The 21,232-nt window shown below is 43.4% G+C and carries 14 protein-coding genes; 10 read left to right on the top strand and 4 right to left on the bottom strand.

Annotation, left to right across the window (positions count from 1 at the left end; genetic code table 11):
• Positions 1-40 precede the first annotated feature (40 nt).
• Positions 41-970, bottom strand: a complete 930-nt coding sequence (cyoE, locus tag ASD24_RS04455) for a heme o synthase (protein WP_056692048.1) — start codon at positions 968-970, stop codon at positions 41-43.
• 500 nt (positions 971-1,470) lie between these two features.
• Between cyoE and ASD24_RS04450 the strand changes: the two genes are divergently transcribed.
• A complete protein-coding gene (locus tag ASD24_RS04450; protein ID WP_056692046.1) occupies positions 1,471-2,391 on the top strand; it encodes an NAD(P)/FAD-dependent oxidoreductase in 921 nt (306 codons plus the stop codon).
• 145 nt (positions 2,392-2,536) lie between these two features.
• Here ASD24_RS04450 and ASD24_RS04445 read toward each other — a convergent pair whose 3' ends face one another.
• On the bottom strand, positions 2,537-3,124 hold the full coding sequence (locus ASD24_RS04445) for a LysE family transporter (protein WP_056692043.1): 588 nt from the start codon (positions 3,122-3,124) through the stop codon (positions 2,537-2,539).
• 144 nt (positions 3,125-3,268) lie between these two features.
• Here ASD24_RS04445 and ASD24_RS04440 point away from each other — a divergent pair, with 144 nt between their 5' ends.
• The 4 genes from ASD24_RS04440 to ASD24_RS04425 all read left to right on the top strand — a co-directional run bounded on the left by ASD24_RS04440 (position 3,269) and on the right by ASD24_RS04425 (position 7,008).
• Positions 3,269-3,829, top strand: a complete 561-nt coding sequence (locus tag ASD24_RS04440; protein ID WP_056692040.1) for a helix-turn-helix domain-containing protein — start codon at positions 3,269-3,271, stop codon at positions 3,827-3,829.
• 96 nt (positions 3,830-3,925) lie between these two features.
• The gene (locus tag ASD24_RS04435) at positions 3,926-4,504 is read left to right on the top strand and encodes a TetR/AcrR family transcriptional regulator (protein ID WP_056692037.1); all 579 of its coding nucleotides are present in this window, start codon (positions 3,926-3,928) and stop codon (positions 4,502-4,504) included.
• Between the two features lie 94 nt (positions 4,505-4,598).
• The gene (locus tag ASD24_RS04430) at positions 4,599-6,080 is read left to right on the top strand and encodes a DHA2 family efflux MFS transporter permease subunit (protein WP_056692575.1); all 1,482 of its coding nucleotides are present in this window, start codon (positions 4,599-4,601) and stop codon (positions 6,078-6,080) included.
• A 280-nt stretch (positions 6,081-6,360) separates the two neighbouring features.
• The gene (locus tag ASD24_RS04425; protein ID WP_056692034.1) at positions 6,361-7,008 is read left to right on the top strand and encodes a hypothetical protein; all 648 of its coding nucleotides are present in this window, start codon (positions 6,361-6,363) and stop codon (positions 7,006-7,008) included.
• Positions 7,009-7,119: 111 nt separating this feature from the next.
• Here ASD24_RS04425 and ASD24_RS04420 read toward each other — a convergent pair whose 3' ends face one another.
• Complete coding sequence (locus ASD24_RS04420) at positions 7,120-8,097, bottom strand: alpha/beta fold hydrolase (RefSeq protein WP_056692031.1); 978 nt, start codon at positions 8,095-8,097, stop codon at positions 7,120-7,122.
• Between the two features lie 262 nt (positions 8,098-8,359).
• Here ASD24_RS04420 and metE point away from each other — a divergent pair, with 262 nt between their 5' ends.
• Positions 8,360-10,648, top strand: coding sequence for a 5-methyltetrahydropteroyltriglutamate--homocysteine S-methyltransferase (gene metE, locus ASD24_RS04415; protein ID WP_056692028.1), 2,289 nt, complete (start codon positions 8,360-8,362; stop codon positions 10,646-10,648).
• 208 nt (positions 10,649-10,856) lie between these two features.
• On the opposite strand, the gene ASD24_RS04410 is transcribed toward metE, so the two are convergent.
• Complete coding sequence (locus ASD24_RS04410) at positions 10,857-13,271, bottom strand: family 43 glycosylhydrolase (RefSeq protein ID WP_056692025.1); 2,415 nt, start codon at positions 13,269-13,271, stop codon at positions 10,857-10,859.
• A 353-nt stretch (positions 13,272-13,624) separates the two neighbouring features.
• On the opposite strand from ASD24_RS04410, the gene ASD24_RS04405 reads away from it, so the two are divergent.
• The 4 genes from ASD24_RS04405 (at position 13,625) to ASD24_RS04390 (ending at position 21,230) form a co-directional block, all read left to right on the top strand.
• Positions 13,625-17,389 carry an alpha-L-arabinofuranosidase C-terminal domain-containing protein gene (locus ASD24_RS04405; protein WP_056692022.1) on the top strand — a complete coding sequence of 1,255 codons (3,765 nt, stop codon included), beginning with the start codon at positions 13,625-13,627 and terminating at the stop codon, positions 17,387-17,389.
• A gap of 189 nt (positions 17,390-17,578) precedes the next feature.
• A complete protein-coding gene (locus ASD24_RS04400) occupies positions 17,579-18,484 on the top strand; it encodes an ABC transporter permease (protein ID WP_056692019.1) in 906 nt (301 codons plus the stop codon).
• A gap of 15 nt (positions 18,485-18,499) precedes the next feature.
• Complete coding sequence (locus ASD24_RS04395; RefSeq protein ID WP_056692017.1) at positions 18,500-19,390, top strand: carbohydrate ABC transporter permease; 891 nt, start codon at positions 18,500-18,502, stop codon at positions 19,388-19,390.
• Between the two features lie 79 nt (positions 19,391-19,469).
• Positions 19,470-21,230, top strand: a complete 1,761-nt coding sequence (locus ASD24_RS04390) for a sensor histidine kinase (protein ID WP_056692014.1) — start codon at positions 19,470-19,472, stop codon at positions 21,228-21,230.
• The last annotated feature ends 2 nt before the right edge of the window (positions 21,231-21,232 follow it).

The following is a 21,232-nucleotide window of genomic DNA, read 5'->3' as shown; positions in this document are numbered from 1 at the left end:
TTGAGTTGGTCGATATGGCTCTTTGCTTCTCTATCTATTATTATTTGATTAATTGTGCAATTAGAGAATAGGCAATGATAACAAGGAAAACGATCGTAATGTGATTAATGGAGAAGATGAACATTTTGTGTGACCATTTCTTCATTTCGTTTCTGTCAAAAGTAGCTACGCTCAAAATGAACCATGCCAAGCTTACAAGGAAAGCAACGATCGCAACAAAAGGGCTTAATGGCCAGAATAAGAAGCTGGAAGCCATCAGTAATACCAGATAAACATTGGTCTGGATGTAGGTACGTCTGATTCCTTTTACAACAGGAAGCATTGGAACATTTGCTGCTTTGTATTCGTCGAATCTGCGAATCGCAATACCGTAGAAGTGGGGCATTTGCCACAACAGCATCGTCACCACTAACGCCCAGATTTCAAAGTGACCAAGTTCTGGGGAGATGGCTGCCCAACCGATAAGCGGAGGTACTGCTCCAGATAAGCTTCCTACTTCAGTGTTATAAATCGTTGTACGTTTTGTCCACATTGTGTAAGGGAACACGTAGAGCAGTAGACCTAGAATACCAAAGACAGCAGCCGACGGGGAAGCAATGTAGAGAAATATTCCGCCGATAATCGTGATGGTAATACCTAGAATTAGTCCAGACTTAGTGTTGACTTGTCCAGTTACAGTTGGGCGTGTTCTGGTGCGCTCCATGATGGCGTCAATGTCACGATCGTACAAATTGTTGAATACGCCGGCAGCTCCTATAATGAGAGAAGAGCCAATGACCGAAAGAATGATCGGTACAATATTAGCTAAGAATGAAGCATCGAATACATACAGAGCCAAGCTTAAACCTGCAAACATGGCGATCAGGTTGGACTTGATAATTCCGACTTTAATTGTATCAAAGAAGACTTTGGGAATAGAGCTATACTCTAGTTCGATTTTGGGTTGAGACCCTTTATTCAATGTTTTCAAGTACTCACGTCCTATATCTATACTTATATATCTTGTGAACTTATTATAGCATTCCGTTTACTATGTGAAATAAGCAACTTTTTAGTATTAAAAATACTGTCAATTGATTGTGAACAATTTAAAAACAAGAGCTTTTTTAATTGTGAAAAATTAATTTATGTGTTACTGGGGAGAATCTTAAGAGGGTACTATGAAATTTAACTTGCCAAAGATTAATTGAATGTATATTATGGATATAAGGGGTCTTTAATAGTTTTGTTGAAGTAAGTGTTCACTATTGATCCTGTACCATTAAATAAGTTCATCGATGTCGCGATCGTATCTATCGCTGTACATACGGTTACCTGCACAGTTTTCTAAAGTTCGGTCTACATGGAAGAAATTAAGAAATAACGATTTATTGTATCACTGATTTTCTATTAAGTAGATTAACATCTGCTTAGGCAGTTATTTTTTTGATTAAATTAGAGACATAATATATCTGGAAAGGGTGTATTGATATGAAAGAAATTTTGGATGCGATAATTATTGGTGGAGGACCTGCGGGTCTGAATGCAGCTTTGGTATTAGGTCGGGCAAGAAGAACCGTTGCTGTAATTGATGCTGGGCAGGCAAGAAATCGGGTTACGCAAAAAGCTCATAATTTTCTGACAAGAGAGGGAGTTAGCCCTAGCGAATTTCGACGGATTGCCAAAGAACAGATTAGTGCTTTTCCTTCTGTACAATTTGTAGAAGATACGGCTGCTTCTGTGGAAGGAAGGGATGGTTCGTTTCAAGTTACGACTTCGGAGGGTTTAGTGCTTCAAGGTAAAAAGCTTCTGTTTGCAGTTGGTAAGAAGGATCTCCCACTTGATCTTGATGGATTGTCTGAAGTATATGGCAAGACGGCGTTTGTATGTCCTTATTGTGATGGATGGGAGCTGAGGGATCAACCTCTTGTATTAATCGTAAATGGAGCGAGAGCCTTACACTTAGCCCAAATCATCGCAGGCTGGACGAACCAATATACAATTTGTACGAATGGACCAGATGAAATGACGGATGAACAACGTGAGGAATTGCAGCAGCACGACGTTCCGATCTATGAATCACCAGTTCAACGTATTGAATCGCAGGATGGGATGGTTCAGCGTGTAGTTCTACAAGATGGCAACCAGATTGAGTGCAGTGGTATCTTCTTCGCACCGAAGCTGTCTATCGGATCAGATCTGCCCCAATCCTTAGGATGTGAGGTAAATGAGTTGGGTACAGTCGTTGTGGATGAACGAGCGAGAACCTCTATTCCAGGTGTATTCAGCGCCGGCGATGCTGCATCCGAATATCATCAAGCGATTGCGGCTGCATCCTTAGGGGCACTTTCGGCAGTGAGTATCAATAGTGAATTAGCTATGGAGGCTTGGAATAAACAAGGTATTGAATGACGAGTTAAACACGAGGAAGTACAGATAATGAAATAGTTAACATGCATGAAATGATGCAAAAGGTTAAACGAAATATGACTATTATATAAGTATATAAGCGTTCAACTCCGCTATGGGGGATGAACGCTTGCTTGTGTTCTGTGTTCTACTTAGAAACTAAAATGGATACGGCACTGAGGATAAGCATGACTCCCATCAACATATTGAAAATCCTATCATGTCTCAACAATAAGTTCTGGAATAACGAACCACAGAGTGCCCATGTCATATTGGCACTAATCCCAATCAATGTTAGTAGTAACGAGAATAAGATTAGATGGTGGTGTGATTGTCCTAATGGAATGACAAACATGGAGATAGCAGTCAGACCATATATGATGACCTTGGGGTTGATGAATTGCAGCACGCAACCAAAACTGAAGCTATAGGGAGAAGTGCGTAAAGCGTTGTTCTTTTTGGAATGACTTAACATGACTTTTACAGCTAAATATAGCATGTACATACATCCCAATAGATTAAGTATAGGACGGACGGTTGGAATGAATTGATGAAGCATAAGGCTGAAATAGCTGGAGAGTATCATAATGATCATACAACTTAATGCGACTCCTCCTATAAAAGGAAGTGTTTTGCTGAACCCGTGATCTCGTCCGCTTGTCATTGCGATAATGTTATTAGGTCCTGGGCTGAAGGAAGATACGATAGCATAGATCAGTAACGGAATAATAAACATATAGCCTCCATATCCTTTTTATGTGCCGTATAAAGTATTTTTGTGCTTTATAATGCACGATTTTATTTTATTGTACAATATGTGCTCTATAACGCACAATAGGTTTATAATAGAGTACAGAAGAAAAAGAATGGAGTGTGAGGCATGGTGAAGAACCAGGTTAATACGATCCTGGCGCAAAATTTGAAGTCAATCCGGGAAGAACGAAAGTTAAGTCTAGATAAGGTAGCTGAATTAACGGGGATCAGTAAGACAATGTTAGGACAGATTGAGCGTGGTGTATCTAATCCAACCATTGCAACCGTATGGAAGATTGCTAACGGATTGAAGACCTCTTTTACATCATTAATTCATGAACCGGCTTCAGATACTCTTCTTGTGACACGATCGGATGTCCAGCCATGGATTGAGGACAATGGAAAAATACGAATCTATCCCCATTTTCCATTTGAGGATGGACGTCACTTTGAGATGTATATGATGGAAATGGATCTGGAAGCTGATCTTCAAGCAGAGCCTCATATTGAAGGAAGTGAGGAATTTATTACGGTCTTCGAAGGAGAAGTTGTCATTCGCATAGAGGAAGAGGAATATATGGTTCGAGCGGGGGAATCCATTCGTTTCCGAGCGAATAGACCGCATGCATACCAACATTCTGGAGCGGTTACGACGAAAATGAGTATGGTAATTCACTATTCAAAATAAGGAAGTTAAAAATTAAAACAAATGATTGACATTGAATTCAAATGCGGTTTTAATTATATAGACCGATTGTTATAATTTTTTGAAGGAAGTGGCTCCATGAGTGAAAAGTCCAATGCTAGAGAGCTTATTGTCAGCACAGCAGCGAGACTGTTTTTTTCACAAGGATATCATGCGACAGGTCTGAATCAGATCATCAAGGAGAGCGGTACGCCGAAGGGATCGTTGTATCATTATTTCCCAAGCGGCAAGGAAGAGCTGGCACACGTATGCATTGAGAAAGCCAATCAGCATATCCTACAGGTGTTTGAAGAGACGTTTGCTGCACATGACAACACGGGAGACGCCATTCAGCAATTCATACATGACTTGGCTGACGAGACGGAAGCTGCAGGATTTACGGGATTTTTGCCGTTTAGTTTCTGGGCAGCCGTGGAGACCTCCTGTATCAGTCATCAATTGCGAATTGCGTGTCAGGGTGTATTCGCTGATTGGCAGCAGATCATCAAGAAACATCTGTTATTGGATGGCATGAATGAAGAAAAGGCACGTGATACAGCACTTCTGATCATCTCCATGATGGAGGGAGCACTGATTATCAGCCTGACGAATCAGGACAAACAGCCTCTGCTGACGGCTGCTGATTACTTGTCGGTAGCGGCGAAAAACGCCCTATAAGTAAAGCTATATAAATCGAACATTAGTTCATTTATATAGACAAAGAGAGAAATAGTTTGAAACGTTTGAGGAGGATGGGATCGTGGAGGCTTCCATGAAAGGCGGTTCTGTACAGAACCAGGAAGAAACAAAGCAATATAAGGTGTTTCCAATCTTATTTGCTATGTTATTAAGTGGATTTATCGGATTGTTCGGTGAGACAGCATTGAATGTGGCATTAACGCCACTGATGGGATTGCTAGAAGTTGGTCCAACGACGATCCAATGGTTGACTACAGGGTACTTGCTCGTTCTAGGTATTCTGGTGCCGGTATCTGGTATGTTGTTACAATGGTTTACAACGAGACAGTTGTTCACAACTTCTCTGATATTCTCAATAGCAGGAACATTTGTAGCTGCTCTTGCACCTAGCTTTGAGATTTTATTGGTGGCTAGGGTACTACAAGCGGTAGGTACAGCATTGCTTCTCCCGCTTATGTTTAACACCATTTTGGTTATTTTCCCGATTGAAAAGCGCGGTGCGGCTATGGGTCTGATCGGTCTCGTTATTATGTTTGCACCTGCCAGTGGTCCGAGTATCTCGGGTCTGATCTTGGCTAATCTGAGCTGGCACTGGATCTTCTGGATTTCGTTTCCATTCTTCGTGATCTCCTTAATTTGTGGTTTGCTGTTCTTGCCGAATATTTCGACTTTGACCAAGCCCAAAATTGATGTGCTTTCCATCGTTCTATCTACACTTGGATTCGGCGGTATTGTATATGGATTCAGTAGTGCAGGTGGTCATGGAGATACCGGCGGTGGATGGACAAGTCCAATCGTAGTGATTACGCTCGTTATTGGTGTGCTGTCCTTATTAATCTTCAGCATCCGCCAATTGAAAATGAAACAACCTATGATGGATCTGCGAGCTTTCAAATATCCGATGTTCACAATCGGTCTGATCTTGATCTTCATCTGTATGATGATGATGTTGTCCTCCATGTTGATTCTTCCGATGTATCTGCAGCAAGGTATGGCAGTTACAGCATTGACTGCGGGACTCGTATTATTGCCGGGTAGCTTGCTCAATGGATTCTTGTCTCCAGTGATGGGACGTCTGTTCGATAAATTCGGCCCGAAATGGCTCGTTAGAATTGGGCTTGCAGTTGTTGCGGTTGTTCTATTTATGTATTCTACTATTACAGCAACCACAGCGCTGGGTACGATCATTACATTACATGTATTTATGATGGTTGGAATCTCGATGATCATGATGCCTGCGCAAACAAACGGTTTGAACCAATTGCCACCAGCATATTATCCTCATGGTACAGCAATCATGAACACACTCCAACAAGTATCGGGTGCGATTGGTACGGCTGTAGCTGTAAGTATTCTGAGTGCTGGTCAGACTCGATTCTTAAGCGGAGTGGCAAACCCTGAAAGTCCTGAGAATCAGTTAGCAGCTTTCACATCTGGTGTACAAAATGCCTTTGTTTTTGCACTAGTGCTTGCGCTAATCGGACTGGTCACTTCCTTCTTCATTAAACGTGTTAAAGTAGGTAACCAACAGGGTCAGCAAGGTCCTATGCATTAATAAATATTAGATATTAAAGTTTAACAAGACGGTACACTTCCTGTTTATGCAGGGAGGTACCGTTTTTTTGTGTCTTGACGTGAAACGCGTTCCAACCTTTAAAGTGAATTTATAAACGACGTAAGTTGAATGGCTCCGAAATTTTCAGAGCAAATACTTCATGTTTTGACCATATTGTATATGTTCATACCAATTATTAAAGATAAAATAGTATGTACCAAGGTAATCTTGTTAATTTGAAAACGTTTTAGTATGAATAGAACAACAAGGAGATCTGATTATGAACATTGTAAATCCTATACCTTCGAATATGAAAGAGTTACTTGCTCACTATGATGCAAATGGACATCTAACCATGCAAGCTTCCTTAATCGGTCAGCGTTCTGTGGTATATAGAATTAAAGACTATAGCCTCAAAGTGTATAGTACGCGTGGGAAAATAGATGGAGAGGTGGAGTGTACGGCGATATCGGAAATGCAAAACTATGCATTCGTTCCTAAGCTATACGCATATTCTTCAGGGAAGTGTGTGCTCACCCAATGGGTTGAGGCGCTTAATTTGAGACAGTATCGAGATACGTATGGGCACATTCCACCTCAATTATTGAATGATATCCTCACAACAGAAATTCAGCAGATCCGGGCAGGCTATCAGGATTGGGATGTCATCCAGTATGAGAACTTGCTGTGGACGAAGTGCGGTGAAGTGAAAAGAAATGATTTCTGGTTATGTGAGCCTATAGGTTCTAAGCGAGAAGCTGTAGAAGAGAAGTTCAATCGCAAAATAGAGCAGATATACAATCAGGATTGGAGTGGGTTTGAGCATATTCACAACTACTTCAACCGACATGGACTTACATCCAAGGATATGCGGGAGGCTCTAGACCAATTTCTATCTCATCGAAATGGTTTATCCCTGATTGGGTAATGGGCAAAAGATATAAAACCCCCAACGGTTTACTTATCGTTGAGGGCGAATCGACACTTATAAATATTAAGTCATTATTCTTATATGAATATCTTTGAGATGAAACGTTACTTATTTGGCTGCTAATTCTAATATTTCATCAGCTACCTGCTCTGGATGATACTGATGAATATAATGCTCGGAATCCTTCACCGTCACGTGTTTGGCTTGTGTTGACCATGATGTGAAATCAGCTTGAGTTTGATCCCAGTCCGGTTCACTAGCTCCCAAATAATCTGCGGTTAGAATCGTTAGTGGTACAGATAAAGGCTTGATGTTATTCATCACGACTGTTGCATTGGCATTTATCTCACGTAATTCATCCACGGTGTTGGCATTCCCATAGTTAAGTAGCAGAGCCGTTGTATCGACTTGTTTTAACTCATCAGGTACAAATTTCAGGTTGTTACGATTAGCGCGGCTTGCTTCCAAGACAGGTTCGGATTGTAAAGACAATCGGAACAGCCCCGTTTGAATACGGAATTGATTCATAAAGCCACCAATCACATCGGCAAAATTATCTTCGTCTTTAGCGTAATACTCCGGACTACCCCCATCGATCATCACAATGCCTTTTACTTCATTCGGGTACTTCTGAGCATATCGCAGCGTTTCAAGCGACCCAAGGGAGTGCCCGACGAGTATATAAGGTGGTTGTTGTCCAGATGTCGTTAATAACTCATGTAATTCCTCCGCAATGGTATCCACGTCTCGCTTTTTGTCGGTTACATCGCTATAACCATAACCGAAGCGGTCATACACCGCGAACTTGGTATAGGGAGCTAATTTATCATATAGTGGATAATAATCTACATAGGGATTAGCTGTGCCCCAACCAGATGCCATGACAACTGTTACATCACCTTGACCACCTGCATAGAGGTGCATATTTTCTCCATGTACTTTGTAAAGCTTGCCAGGGGGTGTGAAATTATTTAAATCATTCCTTTTTCCTACCTGCTGATATACTACGCCTGATCCCAGTAGCACCAGAATGAACGCAAGTCCCGCAATGGCTGTAATTCGTAATCGTTTTCCCCATTTTTTCATGTAATCACATACTCTCTTGTTGTATTTTCCTCAGTATAACTGCCCAAGCTTATGTATATAAAAACACAGTCTTAATTCTATCTTAATTCATGTTTCCCTTTCCGAGACATCCTCAATATTAGCGTAATTAATCTAAATTGAAAAACGCGCTTAGTTATAGCCTTAAGCTATAGCTGGGTATAATTTTATGGAATTACATGGCGCAAGCCTTTCTGTGATAACTTTTGATATAACAAATAGAAGTGCAGAGGGGAAATATCATATGGTGAAAAGTAGTGTTCTTGGATATCCGCGTATTGGAGCAGATCGTGAATGGAAGAAAGCATTGGAAGCATATTGGGCAGGCAAAATTGACAACGAAGCTTTTGAAAGCCAGCTCCAAGAGATCCGTTTGAATCATTTGCGTAAACAGCAAGCAAAAGGCATTGATTATATTCCAGTCAACGACTTCAGCTATTATGATCATATATTGGATACAGCTACGATGTTTGGTTTGATCCCTGAGCGCTTTGCATATGAGGGTGGCAAAGTACCTTTGTCTGTGTATTATGGGATTGCGCGTGGAACGAAGGATGCCGCTGCCAGCGAGATGACGAAATGGTTCAACACCAATTATCATTACATCGTACCGGAATTGTCGGGCCTCACACCCGTACTTACGGAGAATAAACCTTTGGTGGCGTACCAAGAGGCGAAGGAGAAATTAGGGATTGAGGGGAAACCTGTTCTAGTTGGTCCACTTACGTTCGTGAAGTTATCAAAAGGGTATAGTGCCTCTGAGACGGGGACGTGGCTTAATCGACTCTTACCTCTGTATGTTCAAATTCTTCAAGAATTGCAGCAGGAAGGTGTGCAGTGGGTACAGATTGATGAACCAATCCTTGTTACGCAAGTGAGCGATGAAGATCTGCAACACCTGAGAACCATCTATGAAACATTACATGCATCAGCACCTGCAATCAACATTATGTTACAGACGTATTTTGAAGCTGTGGAGCGTTATCAAGATATTGTGGCATTGCCTGTTCAAGGTATTGGACTCGATTTTGTACATGGACGGCCTGGGAACCAACAATCGCTCCAATCGTTTGCTTTTCCTCAGGACAAGGTACTGGGAGCTGGTATTATCGATGGTCGTGGGATCTGGAGATCTTCTCTACAAGAAAACCTGGATCTTCTGAATGAACTGTCTGCCATTGTATCACCTGATCGCCTCATCATCCAATCCTCGTGCAGTCTACTGCATGTTCCGGTAACAACAGATCGTGAAACTAAGCTTACGTCTGAACTGAAAAATGCATTGGCATTTGCGGATGAAAAGCTAGATGAACTGGTTCTCTTAACCCAAGCGCTAACGTCAGGCATTGGAGCTATTGCTACACAACTGGATACGAGTGCACGTGCGATTCTGGCTCTTCATCAGTCCAATGAGCGCAATCGTAGTGATGTTCAGCAAGCGGTGGAGGAGCTTCGGGTACAAGAGCCGGTACGTTCTGTGCCATTTGCCAAGAGACATCTAGCACAACAGGATAAATGGCAGCTACCTTTGCTACCAACCACAACGATTGGAAGTTTCCCTCAATCTGCTGAAGTTCGGAAAGCGCGTCAGAGCTGGCGCAAAGGGGAGTGGAACCAGGAGCGTTACACGGATTTTATTCATCAACATATCGATACTTGGATCGGGCTTCAGGAAGAGATTGGTTTAGACGTGCTGGTGCATGGGGAATTCGAGCGCACGGATATGGTTGAATTCTTCGGTGAGAAGCTGGCTGGGTTCGCCTTCACGCAGAATGGTTGGGTGCAATCATATGGATCACGCTGTGTGAAGCCACCTGTCATCTTCGGAGATGTGGCATTTGACGGAAACATGACGGTGGAAGAGACGGTATATGCTCAATCTCAGACGAAGAAGCCGGTGAAAGGCATGTTGACTGGCCCGATTACCATCATGAACTGGTCATTTGTCCGTGACGATATCCCGCGAGAACATATTGCATACCAGCTGGCTTATGCCCTCAGACAAGAAGTCGAGGCACTGGAAGAAGCAGGAATCGGCATGATTCAGGTGGATGAACCTGCTGTTCGTGAAGGGTTGCCACTTAAGGTAAATGAGCAGGAGGCGTATCTTGCTTGGGCCGTGAAGGCATTCAAAATTACGACTTGCACGGTGCAGGAAACGACACAAATTCACACGCATATGTGTTATTGCGAATTCCATGACATGATTGGTTCGATTGAAGCAATGGATGCAGATGTCATTTCGATTGAAACCTCACGGAGTCATGGTGAATTAATTCATAGCTTTGAGCTGAACACATACAAGCTTGGCATTGGACTCGGCGTATATGATATTCATAGTCCACGTGTACCTAGTGTGAAGGAAATGACGGATATGATTCAGCGGGCTTTGCGTGTGTTACCGGCACAATTGTTCTGGATTAACCCAGATTGCGGACTCAAAACACGTGGTTATGACGAAACCGTTGCATCGTTGCAAAACATGGTTGAGGCAACAAGACTAGCTCGTGATACGTATGCTACACTTGTGTGAGTACTAAATCATACGGTTAGAAAAGAAAGACTGACGCATGATTACTCTACAACCATGCAATAAGAACAAAAGCAGGAACAAGAACAACTGTAGCTCTTACATTAAATAGGCTACAGTTGTTCTCTATTCAGGACAATAAAAGAGACCACATTCATGTACCTAACCATTGAATGAGGTCTCTTTCTATTTATTGAAATTACCGGTTCAATTATTCTGGCCGCTCACCAGCTAAGCGTTGGACCTCTTTCGCAGTCAGTGCTTTATTATAAATGTTGACCTGATCCATCTTACCCTTGAAATACGGATCGGCAGTATACCGGCTCTTGGCTAAGTATGCCTCAGTAACTTGTAAATCTTTGGGGTTATAGGTGATGTCGGTACCACTCGCTACAGATTGCCCATCCACATAGAGCGTTCCAGTGTCACCCTGGAGTGTAACAGCAACGTGAACCCATTGGTTAGTCGGCAACGCTTGGGATGCGATCAGACTTTGATCCTTACCCTCATTATGAATGGTGAATTGTAATGCTCCGTTATGTTGAGAAGGCGTTAGGAACATATGACGCGTCAAGCCATTACCGAAATCGAAAATCCGTTGCCATGGGTTACCACCATCCCAGTAGACCCAGCTGCTGAATGTGAAGTCTGTCGTATCTGTGATAAGTCCAGGTAGTTCAACCGAGCTGTCTTGTCCGTTAAAAGCAGCAGCGAGGTTTTTCTTGTTACCTACGACTGAACTCTCTACGTGAAAGGCTTGTCCATGATATCCATTTTTGCTGGAATCCTGTGCAATTTTGGCGAGCTTGTTACCATCAAATCTGTATTCACCCAGTAAAGGTCCTTTCGCTTGCTCGGGTACGGTGATGTTAAACTTTTGGGTAGTAGATGCGACCCCTTTTCTGATATTAGCAGTTAACGTTACTTTGGCATCGCCTTTGCCTGCGCGGGGGCGATTCACAACCCCGGTATTGGAGATCACAGCCACATTGGACGAACTCCATGTGATCTTACTATCCCGTGCACCTGATGTGGGAAGGGATACATTGAAGAATATATTTTTGGTGTCACCAATATTCAAATCCTTTTTAACCGCATCAATAACGGCTCGATCCGTAAGGTCAACTTCTTGACTTCCCCAGATCGCAATACCCGAAGAAGAAAGGGCACTGAAGGTTAGAACCTCGCGCTGAAGATTCGGTTCCCACTCATAGGTAAGTACGCCTTTGTAAGTTACACCGTCTGCGGTGATGTTGATCTGATTCCGATGATCATCTGGAACGCTCCATGTGCCAGTAACTGCACCACTGATCTGACCATTAGGAGAAAAGACAACATTTTGAGAAGTTTTGATAGCAGATGAGATATCTTTTCCATGATTAATCCATTTATACTGACCAGCCACCGAATGACTTGGAATGACATTAGAAGCTTCGTCCAATCCGGCATAACGATACGGAGACACTGTTGGCCATCCATCGGCATTCATGTGCATTTCATGTACACGGACTTCATGCTGTTCCCCGCGTCCTGGGAAGCGAGAATGGAAGATCAAGAAGTGCTTGCCACTCTCAGGGTCAACATAGGCAGAGTTGTGACCAGGTGATACGTAACCAATTCCCTGACCTGTACCCGGATCACCGATCTGTCTTTGGAACAGGTAATTACCCATCAGCTTAACGCCGAATGGCTCAATAGATGCGTCATCGAAGAGAGGTTTGTCCTTGTCTGCCTTGACTTGAATCATATCGTTCCCCGCAGCATCGTAAAATGGACCGTCTGGTGTCTTCGAGCGAGCTACCCGAATGTTGTATCCTCCAACAGCGTCAAGTCCACCATAGGAGAGGAATAGATAATAATAGTCCGTCTCAGGGCTATATTGCATATAAGGTGCTTCAATGCGGCTGTGATTACCACCCGTCAGTTTTTTGCCGTAACCTTGATTCGGCAGAGGTTTACCCGTCGTTTCGTCCATCTCCAGAATGAAAATTCCTCCGGAATATGAGCCATACACCATCCATAACTTGCCGTCTTTATCAAAAAACACATCGGGGTCAACAACGTTGGGATGCTTCGTTGCATCATATATGGTACCATCCTCGCTAATCTGATCCCACATACCCGATTTCAGCACAATCCCCTGATCCTTATAAGGTCCTTCAATGTTATCAGCGACAGCAACGCCTAGTGCGGAACGAGGAGAGTCGCCTTTGCACGCATTGTAGTACATATAAAATTTGCCGTCAGCCAATTGAATAACATCGGCCGCCCATAGTGTATCCGTCTGCGCCCATGCTAGGGCTTCTCCAAACTCCTTCGTCACATTAGGAACGACTGGATTATTATCCGTAACGCCTGATGCTACGGCCTCCCAGTTCATAAGATCTTTGGATTTAGCGACTTGTAAGTGTGAACCGAATACGTAATAGGTATCGCCAACCTTAATGACGGAAGGATCATGAACAGAAACATCCGTAAATCCAGGTATCGAGTTAAGCGTAGATTGAGTAGTCAATTGTGGTTGGATCACGTCTGAGGTAGAGCTGTTCGCCATAGCTGAGCCTGGCAATAAACTTGGTGAAGTGAGTAGAGCAGCACTAAGTGCGATAGCCATATAACGCTTCATAAAATTCCCCTTTCATCAAACGCCGAATGATAGTTTATTTGTTCATTACCTTATTGCCGAATACTTCAGCCACACCTCCTTGATAAAATTTAAAATTAACCGCTTTCATTTGTTATAGTATCAATCAATTCATATATTTGTAAACTATAATGTTTATGACATATTGTTTGAATGTCCATCAAGAATTTAATCCTGTTAATCGTTCAATCCTTCGCTGAATGCGATATATTTTCATTTTATTATTGAAAAATGGGTTACAACTAGGTAGTATAACGTGTATGTGTATTGTTTAAATGTTTATCAACTATTTTATATTTATATGAATTAAATTTCGGTTACATAGGAGGATTACCATGAGTACATTTAAGAATCAGATGATCGCACATTATACGTTTGATGAACCGACGAACATAGGTCAGGACGCCTCGGGCAATGGTCATGATGGAGTAGCTTTAGGAGATCAGAAGCCTAACATTTCTACCGTTCAAGGCAGAACTGCTGCTACGTTTGCAGGTGGAGCCAACGGATCTTCTTATCTTCAGCTACCTTCCAATCTACTCCAAGATGTAAGCGATAACACAGGGTTGACGGTTTCAACATGGGTTAACTTCGGCAAGGGTGCCAACGTGTGGGAACGAATTTTTGATTTTGGTAAAGGCGAGCAAGGCCCATATGTATTTCTAACACGTCAGTTACGAAGCTCTCTGTATGCGGCTGACGATCTCGTGGCCGATCCAGGTCGTGGCTTCGTCAGTGGGGAATGGATGCATATTGCATTATCTATCTCGGGAACAGACAATGGCAAGCAGAGTAGTGCGGGGCCAATCGTTTATGTGAATGGGGAGAAGGTTGCGGATGGCTCCATTAGCCAAACTTCTAGTGGGAATTATGCGAAGCTGCGTAAATGGTTTGATAGCTTCAGCGATATTTCCAACTACAGCCAGAACTATATCGGACGTTCTCAATATGCGGCAGATGTTGACTTTGCTGGCTCGCTCTCCGATCTGCGTATATATCGCGCAGGCTTAACCATGGATGAAGTGATTGAGGTGATGTGTGAGTCACTGACAGATGAGGAGATTATCAAGCTCGCAGGGGATAAATATCTTTCGTTCCCGACCAGAATTATTACGAAGGATATTTCATTGCCCTTGAATCTACTGGGTGGCAAGGTGGATGTACAATGGCAGTCTAACCAGCCTGAGTTTCTATCGCATGATGGGAAGATCCAGACGGTTACTTCGCCGCAAGAAGTCCGTTTAAGCGCTTTGTTAACGAAGGGCAGCAGTACAATCAGCAAGCATTATGATGTTTCCGTATTGCCTGAACATTTACCTCCATATTCCATCACCATTCATGGGGATCAGAAGGTCGCTGATATCAGTGAAGTGATGTATGGTTTGTTCTACGAGGACATCAACAATGCTGCCGATGGGGGCATTTACGCAGAACTGGTGCAGAATCGTTCGTTTGAATCGTTTGCCTTCGATACGTACTCACATGCATCAGGAGAGTGTGGTTGTTCGACGGGGCGGAATCGTGAGCCTTTGTTTGCTTGGTCCGGGGACACAGATCGCATGATTGTACAGCAGACGGGTGGATTGAATGAGCACTTTGGAGTAGATGATCCGGAGACGAATGCTTACTATGTGACTGTCCAAGATGGTGCAACCATTCGTAACCGTGGTTTCTCAGACTCCAATCAGCATTGCGCAATGTCGATCCAACAAGGGGAGCATTATAACTTCACAATATGGGCCAAAGCGGATGCTCCAGGTACGATAACCGTGCAGTTGCAGGATGCGAATCAATATTCCATCAGTGAACCCGTCGTTTTGCATGTAGATGGGGGAGGCACTTGGAAGAAGTATGGTGTAAGTACGCAACAGGCTTCAGCCAACCTCGTATTAACCGGAACGGCAACTGCAATGGGACAATTGGTACTGAGCTTTGCGGGTGAAATCTCCATCGATATGGTGTCATTAATGCCGCAGGATGTATGGGGAGCAGCACCGAACGAACAAGGTGATTCCAGTTCTGCACATGCGAACTATAAGGGGAATCCAAACTACCGGCTTCGGAAAGATCTCATTCAGGCGCTTGTAGATCTGCATCCGACATTTCTACGGTTTCCGGGAGGCTGTATCTCAGAAGGCTCATTTATATGGGAGAATGTCTATGATTGGAAGGACTCCGTAGGTGAGGTTGAGCTTCGCAAAGAGAACTACAATGTCTGGGGATATATGATGACTATGGGTCTCGGTTATATGGAATATTTCCAACTGGCGGAGGACTTAAATGCTTTGCCAGTGCCGGTAATGGCTTGTGGTGTCCTTTGTCAGGCGCGTTCGGATTATGCTCATCCAGCCGGTGGTGCGCTGCGGGAATATTATATCAAGAACTTTACGGATCTTATTGATTTTGCGCTAAGTGTTGATATGGAGAATAATGAATGGGCTTCGCTACGTGCGCAGATGGGACATCCTGAGCCTTTCGATCTTCGTTACCTGGGGGTAGGTAATGAGAACTGGGGAACCGAGTTTTTTGCTAACTTTGAAGTGTTCAAAACATCCATTGATGCGTACATGAAGCTTCACTATCCGGAACATGAGCTGCATATCATTTCAACGGTTGGTGCTCAGGCGGATGATGATGCGTATCAGGAGGGATGGAAATTCCTAAGTGGTAATCTCACCGGGTCGGCACAGGTTGCATTTGCAGATGGTTCGGAAGTAATTACAGAGACAGTGAATTGGTATGAACATCAGCAGGATTACATGGATACGATTGCAGATGAGCACTACTATCGTTCGAATGAATATTTGCTGAACAATGCGGATCGCTATAATTACTATGATCGAGCTTACCATGCGGATGGTAGTATCGACTGGAAACAGACGTCCAAGGTGTTTGTAGGTGAATATGCATCGACAGATAAAAATACACTTGCTGGCGCTGTTGCTGAAGCTGCAGTGATGACCGGATTCGAAAATAATGCGGATGTCGTGCGCTTGGCAGCCTATGCGCCGTTATTTAATAAAGTGTTAACCGATGGAACCTATCGCTGGACACCGGACTGCATTTGGTTTGATGACGAGACGGTATGGTTCACACCCAATTATTATGTGCAGCAGCTCTTTGCGAAGCATGTAGGAAAAGAAGTGCTGGGTACTTCATTCAGAACGTACAACAAAGGCAAACAGCTAGAGCTGATCCCGCGTGGAGGAATTGAGATTGCGACGGGTAATGCTGATATCGTAGTTAAGAGCATTAAAGTCACTTCCAATCAAGATGGCAGCGTTCTGCTTGAAGAGGACTTTAGAGAACAGAACGAGCTTAGCGAAATATGGTCACTTATTCCTGGTTCGGTAGGATATACGCTGGAACCAGGTAACGGATTACGATTAGAGGCGCAGGAAAGCGGCCTAAACGGAATTTATTTGCTTGATGAGGAATGGACCAATTACCAAGTACAGGTGCAGGCTCGGCGGGTATCGGGTGATGATGGTTTCTATGTTGGTGTAGGTCTAACCGATATCACACCTGAGAACAAAGATGTCACAGAGTATGCTATTGCGTATGACGGGCATGCAACCGGAGTTAAAGTGTACAAACAAGGTATTGAAGGATACACGCTGGGCGATTATTCTTCTAGCTCGGCAGCGGGCAATCTCAGAGCTGCGAACTATGAACCACTAACGGATGATACATTGTATACAATCACAGTCAATTATGGCGGTAATACTGGAGATCGACTCCTCTGCTCCTATACAGACGGACATACATCAAGTAAGAAGCTCTACTACAAGTTAGAGGCGTACAATCGCGAGGTGTTCCACTCCGTTACGAGAGATGATAAGCATGTGTATGTGAAAATGGTTAATGCTGATCCTGTAGAGAAAGCAACGCAGCTTCAGCTCGAACACCTGCAAGTAACATCAGAGGCAACATGGATTACAGTCAGTGGGGACGAGAGTTTAGTTCACATCCCGAATGTTAACCAAAAGAATGATGAGAAGGTCATCCCGGTCGAACAGAAGGTGAATCTACAGGGAGAGACAGCCATACTTCGTTTACCGGCGAATTCAGTGAACGTATTAGTTATGAAGCTCGTATAAACAGCTAAAAAGTAAAGCGATTCAACGGTAAATCATACCTCCATCGTGTAGAAAACAGGTTATTTTCTACGGATGGGGGTATTTTTTATTTGTAATTGATGAGTCAACAAAAGATACCTAAAGTCAATAGCCTACACTATGGCCCAATTCTGCCTACTCCTATAATTAAACTGAAGGAGGAGACAGCATATGCGTTCCAACTACAGACAATTTATACGAAACATTCCGCTTCATCTTATGATTCTACCGGGTCTGATCATTATTATTGTATTCGGTTACATTCCAATGGCAGGCCTGTCCATTGCATTCCAAAACTTCTCGCCGATCGGTGGCTTCAAAAACACGAGTTGGGTTGGACTGGACAATTTCAGATATTTATTTGATCTGCCAGGTTTCAGTCAAGTGGTATGGAACACGGTATTTATTTCAGTGATGAAGATTGTGTCTGGTCTTGTCATTCCCGTCCTGGTTGCTTTATTACTGAATGAAGTACGGAAAACGGGCTTCAAACGAACAATTCAAACGGTGATCTACATGCCTCACTTTTTTTCGTGGGTTATCTTAGCGGGAATCATTGTTGATGTGCTGTCACCCAGCAGTGGTATCGTAAACATGTTACTGCGAGCGATCGGTGTAGAACCGATCCAATTCTTGGCCAGCAACGAATGGTTTCCCTACATACTCGTCATCACGGATCAGTGGAAAGAATTCGGGTTTGGTACAATTATCTATTTAGCAGCACTCACCAATATAGATAAGTCGCTCTATGAGGCTTCTGTTATGGATGGCGCTGGGCGCTGGAAACAGACATGGCATATCACGCTGCCCGGGATTCGTCCAATTGTAATCTTGATGGTCACCCTTAGTCTTGGCAACGTGCTTAATGGTGGTTTCGACCAAGTGTTCAACCTGTACAATCCACTAGTTTATGAATCAGGGGATATCCTGGATACGATGATCTATCGAATCGGCTTACAAGATGCGCAATATTCAGTTTCCACCGCATTAGGACTCATTAAATCCGTTGTATCTTTCATTTTTATCGGGCTTGGTTATTTCTTGGCTTACCGCTTAGCTAATTATCGGATTTTCTAGAAAGGAGGCAAGAACATGCATCATGCATCGAGAGCTTATCGCTGGTTTCTGGGATTCAATTACGTCATTCTTACGATTCTTGCCTTGCTATGTCTATTTCCGATCGTGAATATACTAGCTATTTCGTTTAGCTCTAGCGATGCGGTAAAAGCAGGCAGTGTGACCTTCTGGCCCGTGGATTTCACGCTATCATCGTATAAATACATTTTGGAAAATCAACAATTTCTTAATTCCTTCGGTACAAGTCTACTTCGCGTCGTGTTGGGTGTTTCTGTCAACCTAATCTTTACGATTCTGGTAGCTTATCCACTCTCTAAGGAAGCAACTAAATTCAGAGCAAGAACAGCATATGCATGGATTTTTGTCTTCACGATGTTATTCAGTGGAGGGCTTATCCCAGGGTATCTCGTAGTGAAGGAAGCCGGGTTGCTCGATTCCATCTGGGCATTAATTTTGCCAGGAGCGGTACCGATCTTTAATGTACTGCTAATGCTGAATTTCTTCAGAGGTTTGCCGAAGGAATTGGAAGAAGCCTCATGGATGGATGGAGCGGGACATGCACGAACGCTATGGAGTATCTATCTGCCCATTTCACTGCCAAGCATTGCAACCATTACGTTGTTCGCGATGGTCGGCCACTGGAATGCATGGTTTGATGGCATGATCTATATGAAGAGCCCGGAACATTACCCATTAGCTACCTATCTACAATCTATGCTGCAGCAAGTGACCATGATACAGAGTGAGATGATGACTTTGGAAGATGCAACCTTGCTCAGTCAAGTATCGGATAGAACAACACAAGCATCACAGATCTTCTTGTCTGTCATTCCCATCTTGCTTGTGTACCCTTTTCTGCAGAGATATTTTGTTCATGGGCTTGTTGTTGGAAGTGTGAAGGGATAAGATTTGTGAAGAGGAACACTGATGTGGAGGAGCCGATTGTCGGCTCCTTTTTTTCCTTGGAGGAAAGGAGAGGAGAAACATGCGAATCTTCAGTGGCAGATGGAAAAACCAATCCATTGTTGTCAAACTTATCGTGGCATTTGTGCTTGTTATTCTTCCGTTGTACGGAATGAGCATCATGATTACACATTACAGCTCTACTCAGATGCAATCAGAAGTGGAACGTGCTCATGAATCCAAGTTACATTTTTACCACAATCACTTACAGTTTGAGTTAGAACGCATGAGTGGCTTAGTCAATGAATTTTCATTTGATGAATTGATGTCTACACTAAGCACCCGTGCAGCCATTATGAGCAGGTATGAAGTAACGTCTAGTTTGAACGACATTCATCAGAAGCTCAGTCAGATTATGGTGACAAGCCCATACATAAGCGATGTTGTCTATTATGTACCCACCTTACACAAGCGTGTAAGCGCGGTTGATGGTATTCGAAATGTAGAGGATCAGGAATGGCAGAACCTGCTGACAACGATGGGTAACCTGAATGGGGAGTTGTCCTATTCGGGCAGCGATCTTTTTTTTCTCAAAAGCAATCCATACAACATGAACTATGAGGAAGCTCCCAATTTCATATTAGGCATTCGTTTATCGTCTGGAGAACTGAAGCAGAGATTGCAGCAGCTTTCTGAAACGGGTGGCAGTGATATCACTCTGAGTTTTGGAGATAAGCAGCAGGTTGTGATTTCCTCTTCCGACCAAGCTGCATCCGTTCAGAAACGACCATCACAGATAGAGCCTACCTCTGAATCATCGCAGATTACGAGATATCATTCAGACGAATTCTTGCATTATGCTCTATATGACGCAGATCATTCGTTCACCCTAACGTCCAGCATTGCTGAAGATGTGCTTGAAGCACCGCTGGAACAATATAAGTTATGGTTGTGGATCTCAACCCTTATTTCCATTGTCATCATAATGATTTTCTCATTTTCCATTTATCGATCGATTCACAAGCCGCTATCTGCACTAGTGAAAGGGTTTCGAATGACAGAGCAGGGGCATACCCTGACGCGGATTCCGCATTCTAGAGGGGATGAATTTGGTTATTTGTACTCTCGCTTCAATCACATGATAGAACGCTTACATGTACTGATTGAAGAGAATTATGTTGCTCGTATTCGAACCAGTGAGGCTGAGTTGAAGCATCTTCAATCACAGATTCAGCCCCACTTTCTGTATAACAGCCTGTTTAGTATTAAACAGATGGCAGAGGTTGAACATGTCGAATTAATTCAGGAATTCACCGACTATCTAGGCCAGTATTTCAGATATATGACACGAGATTCGCAATCCGAGGTTTCTCTGGGTGCTGAGATTGAACATGCGATGATCTATGCATCTATTCAACAGATCCGATTCGGTTCAAGGATACAGTTAGAGGTGGAACCTATGAATGCAGCTTACAATGCGATTGCAATTCCGCGGGTGATTATCCAGCCAATTGTAGAAAATGCTTTTGAGTATGCGCTATCCAAGCGCAGCCGCGGGGGATTACTGAAGTTATCATATCATTCCGAGCAGGACAGGCTTGCTATCCGAATTGAAGACGATGGGGATCAGTTGACCGATGGCGCTCTGCACGATCTGCAACATTCCCTAGAGAGCACTTTTCAAGAATCCGTTCTACGCTATGAACATGAAGAGATTACGGGTCTGATTAACGTGCATCAACGATTACAAATTAAGTTTGGTGCAGACTATGGCCTCGTTGCCGAGCGCAGTCGTTTGGGTGGTCTATGCATCATTATAAATCTGCCGTGGAGAGGTGAATGAAC

The organism is Paenibacillus sp. Root52, assembly GCF_001426865.1.
Lineage (GTDB): Bacteria > Bacillota > Bacilli > Paenibacillales > Paenibacillaceae > Paenibacillus.
The sequence above is the reverse complement of the archived record's forward strand: the minus strand, read 5'-3'. Positions and strand labels throughout refer to the sequence as shown.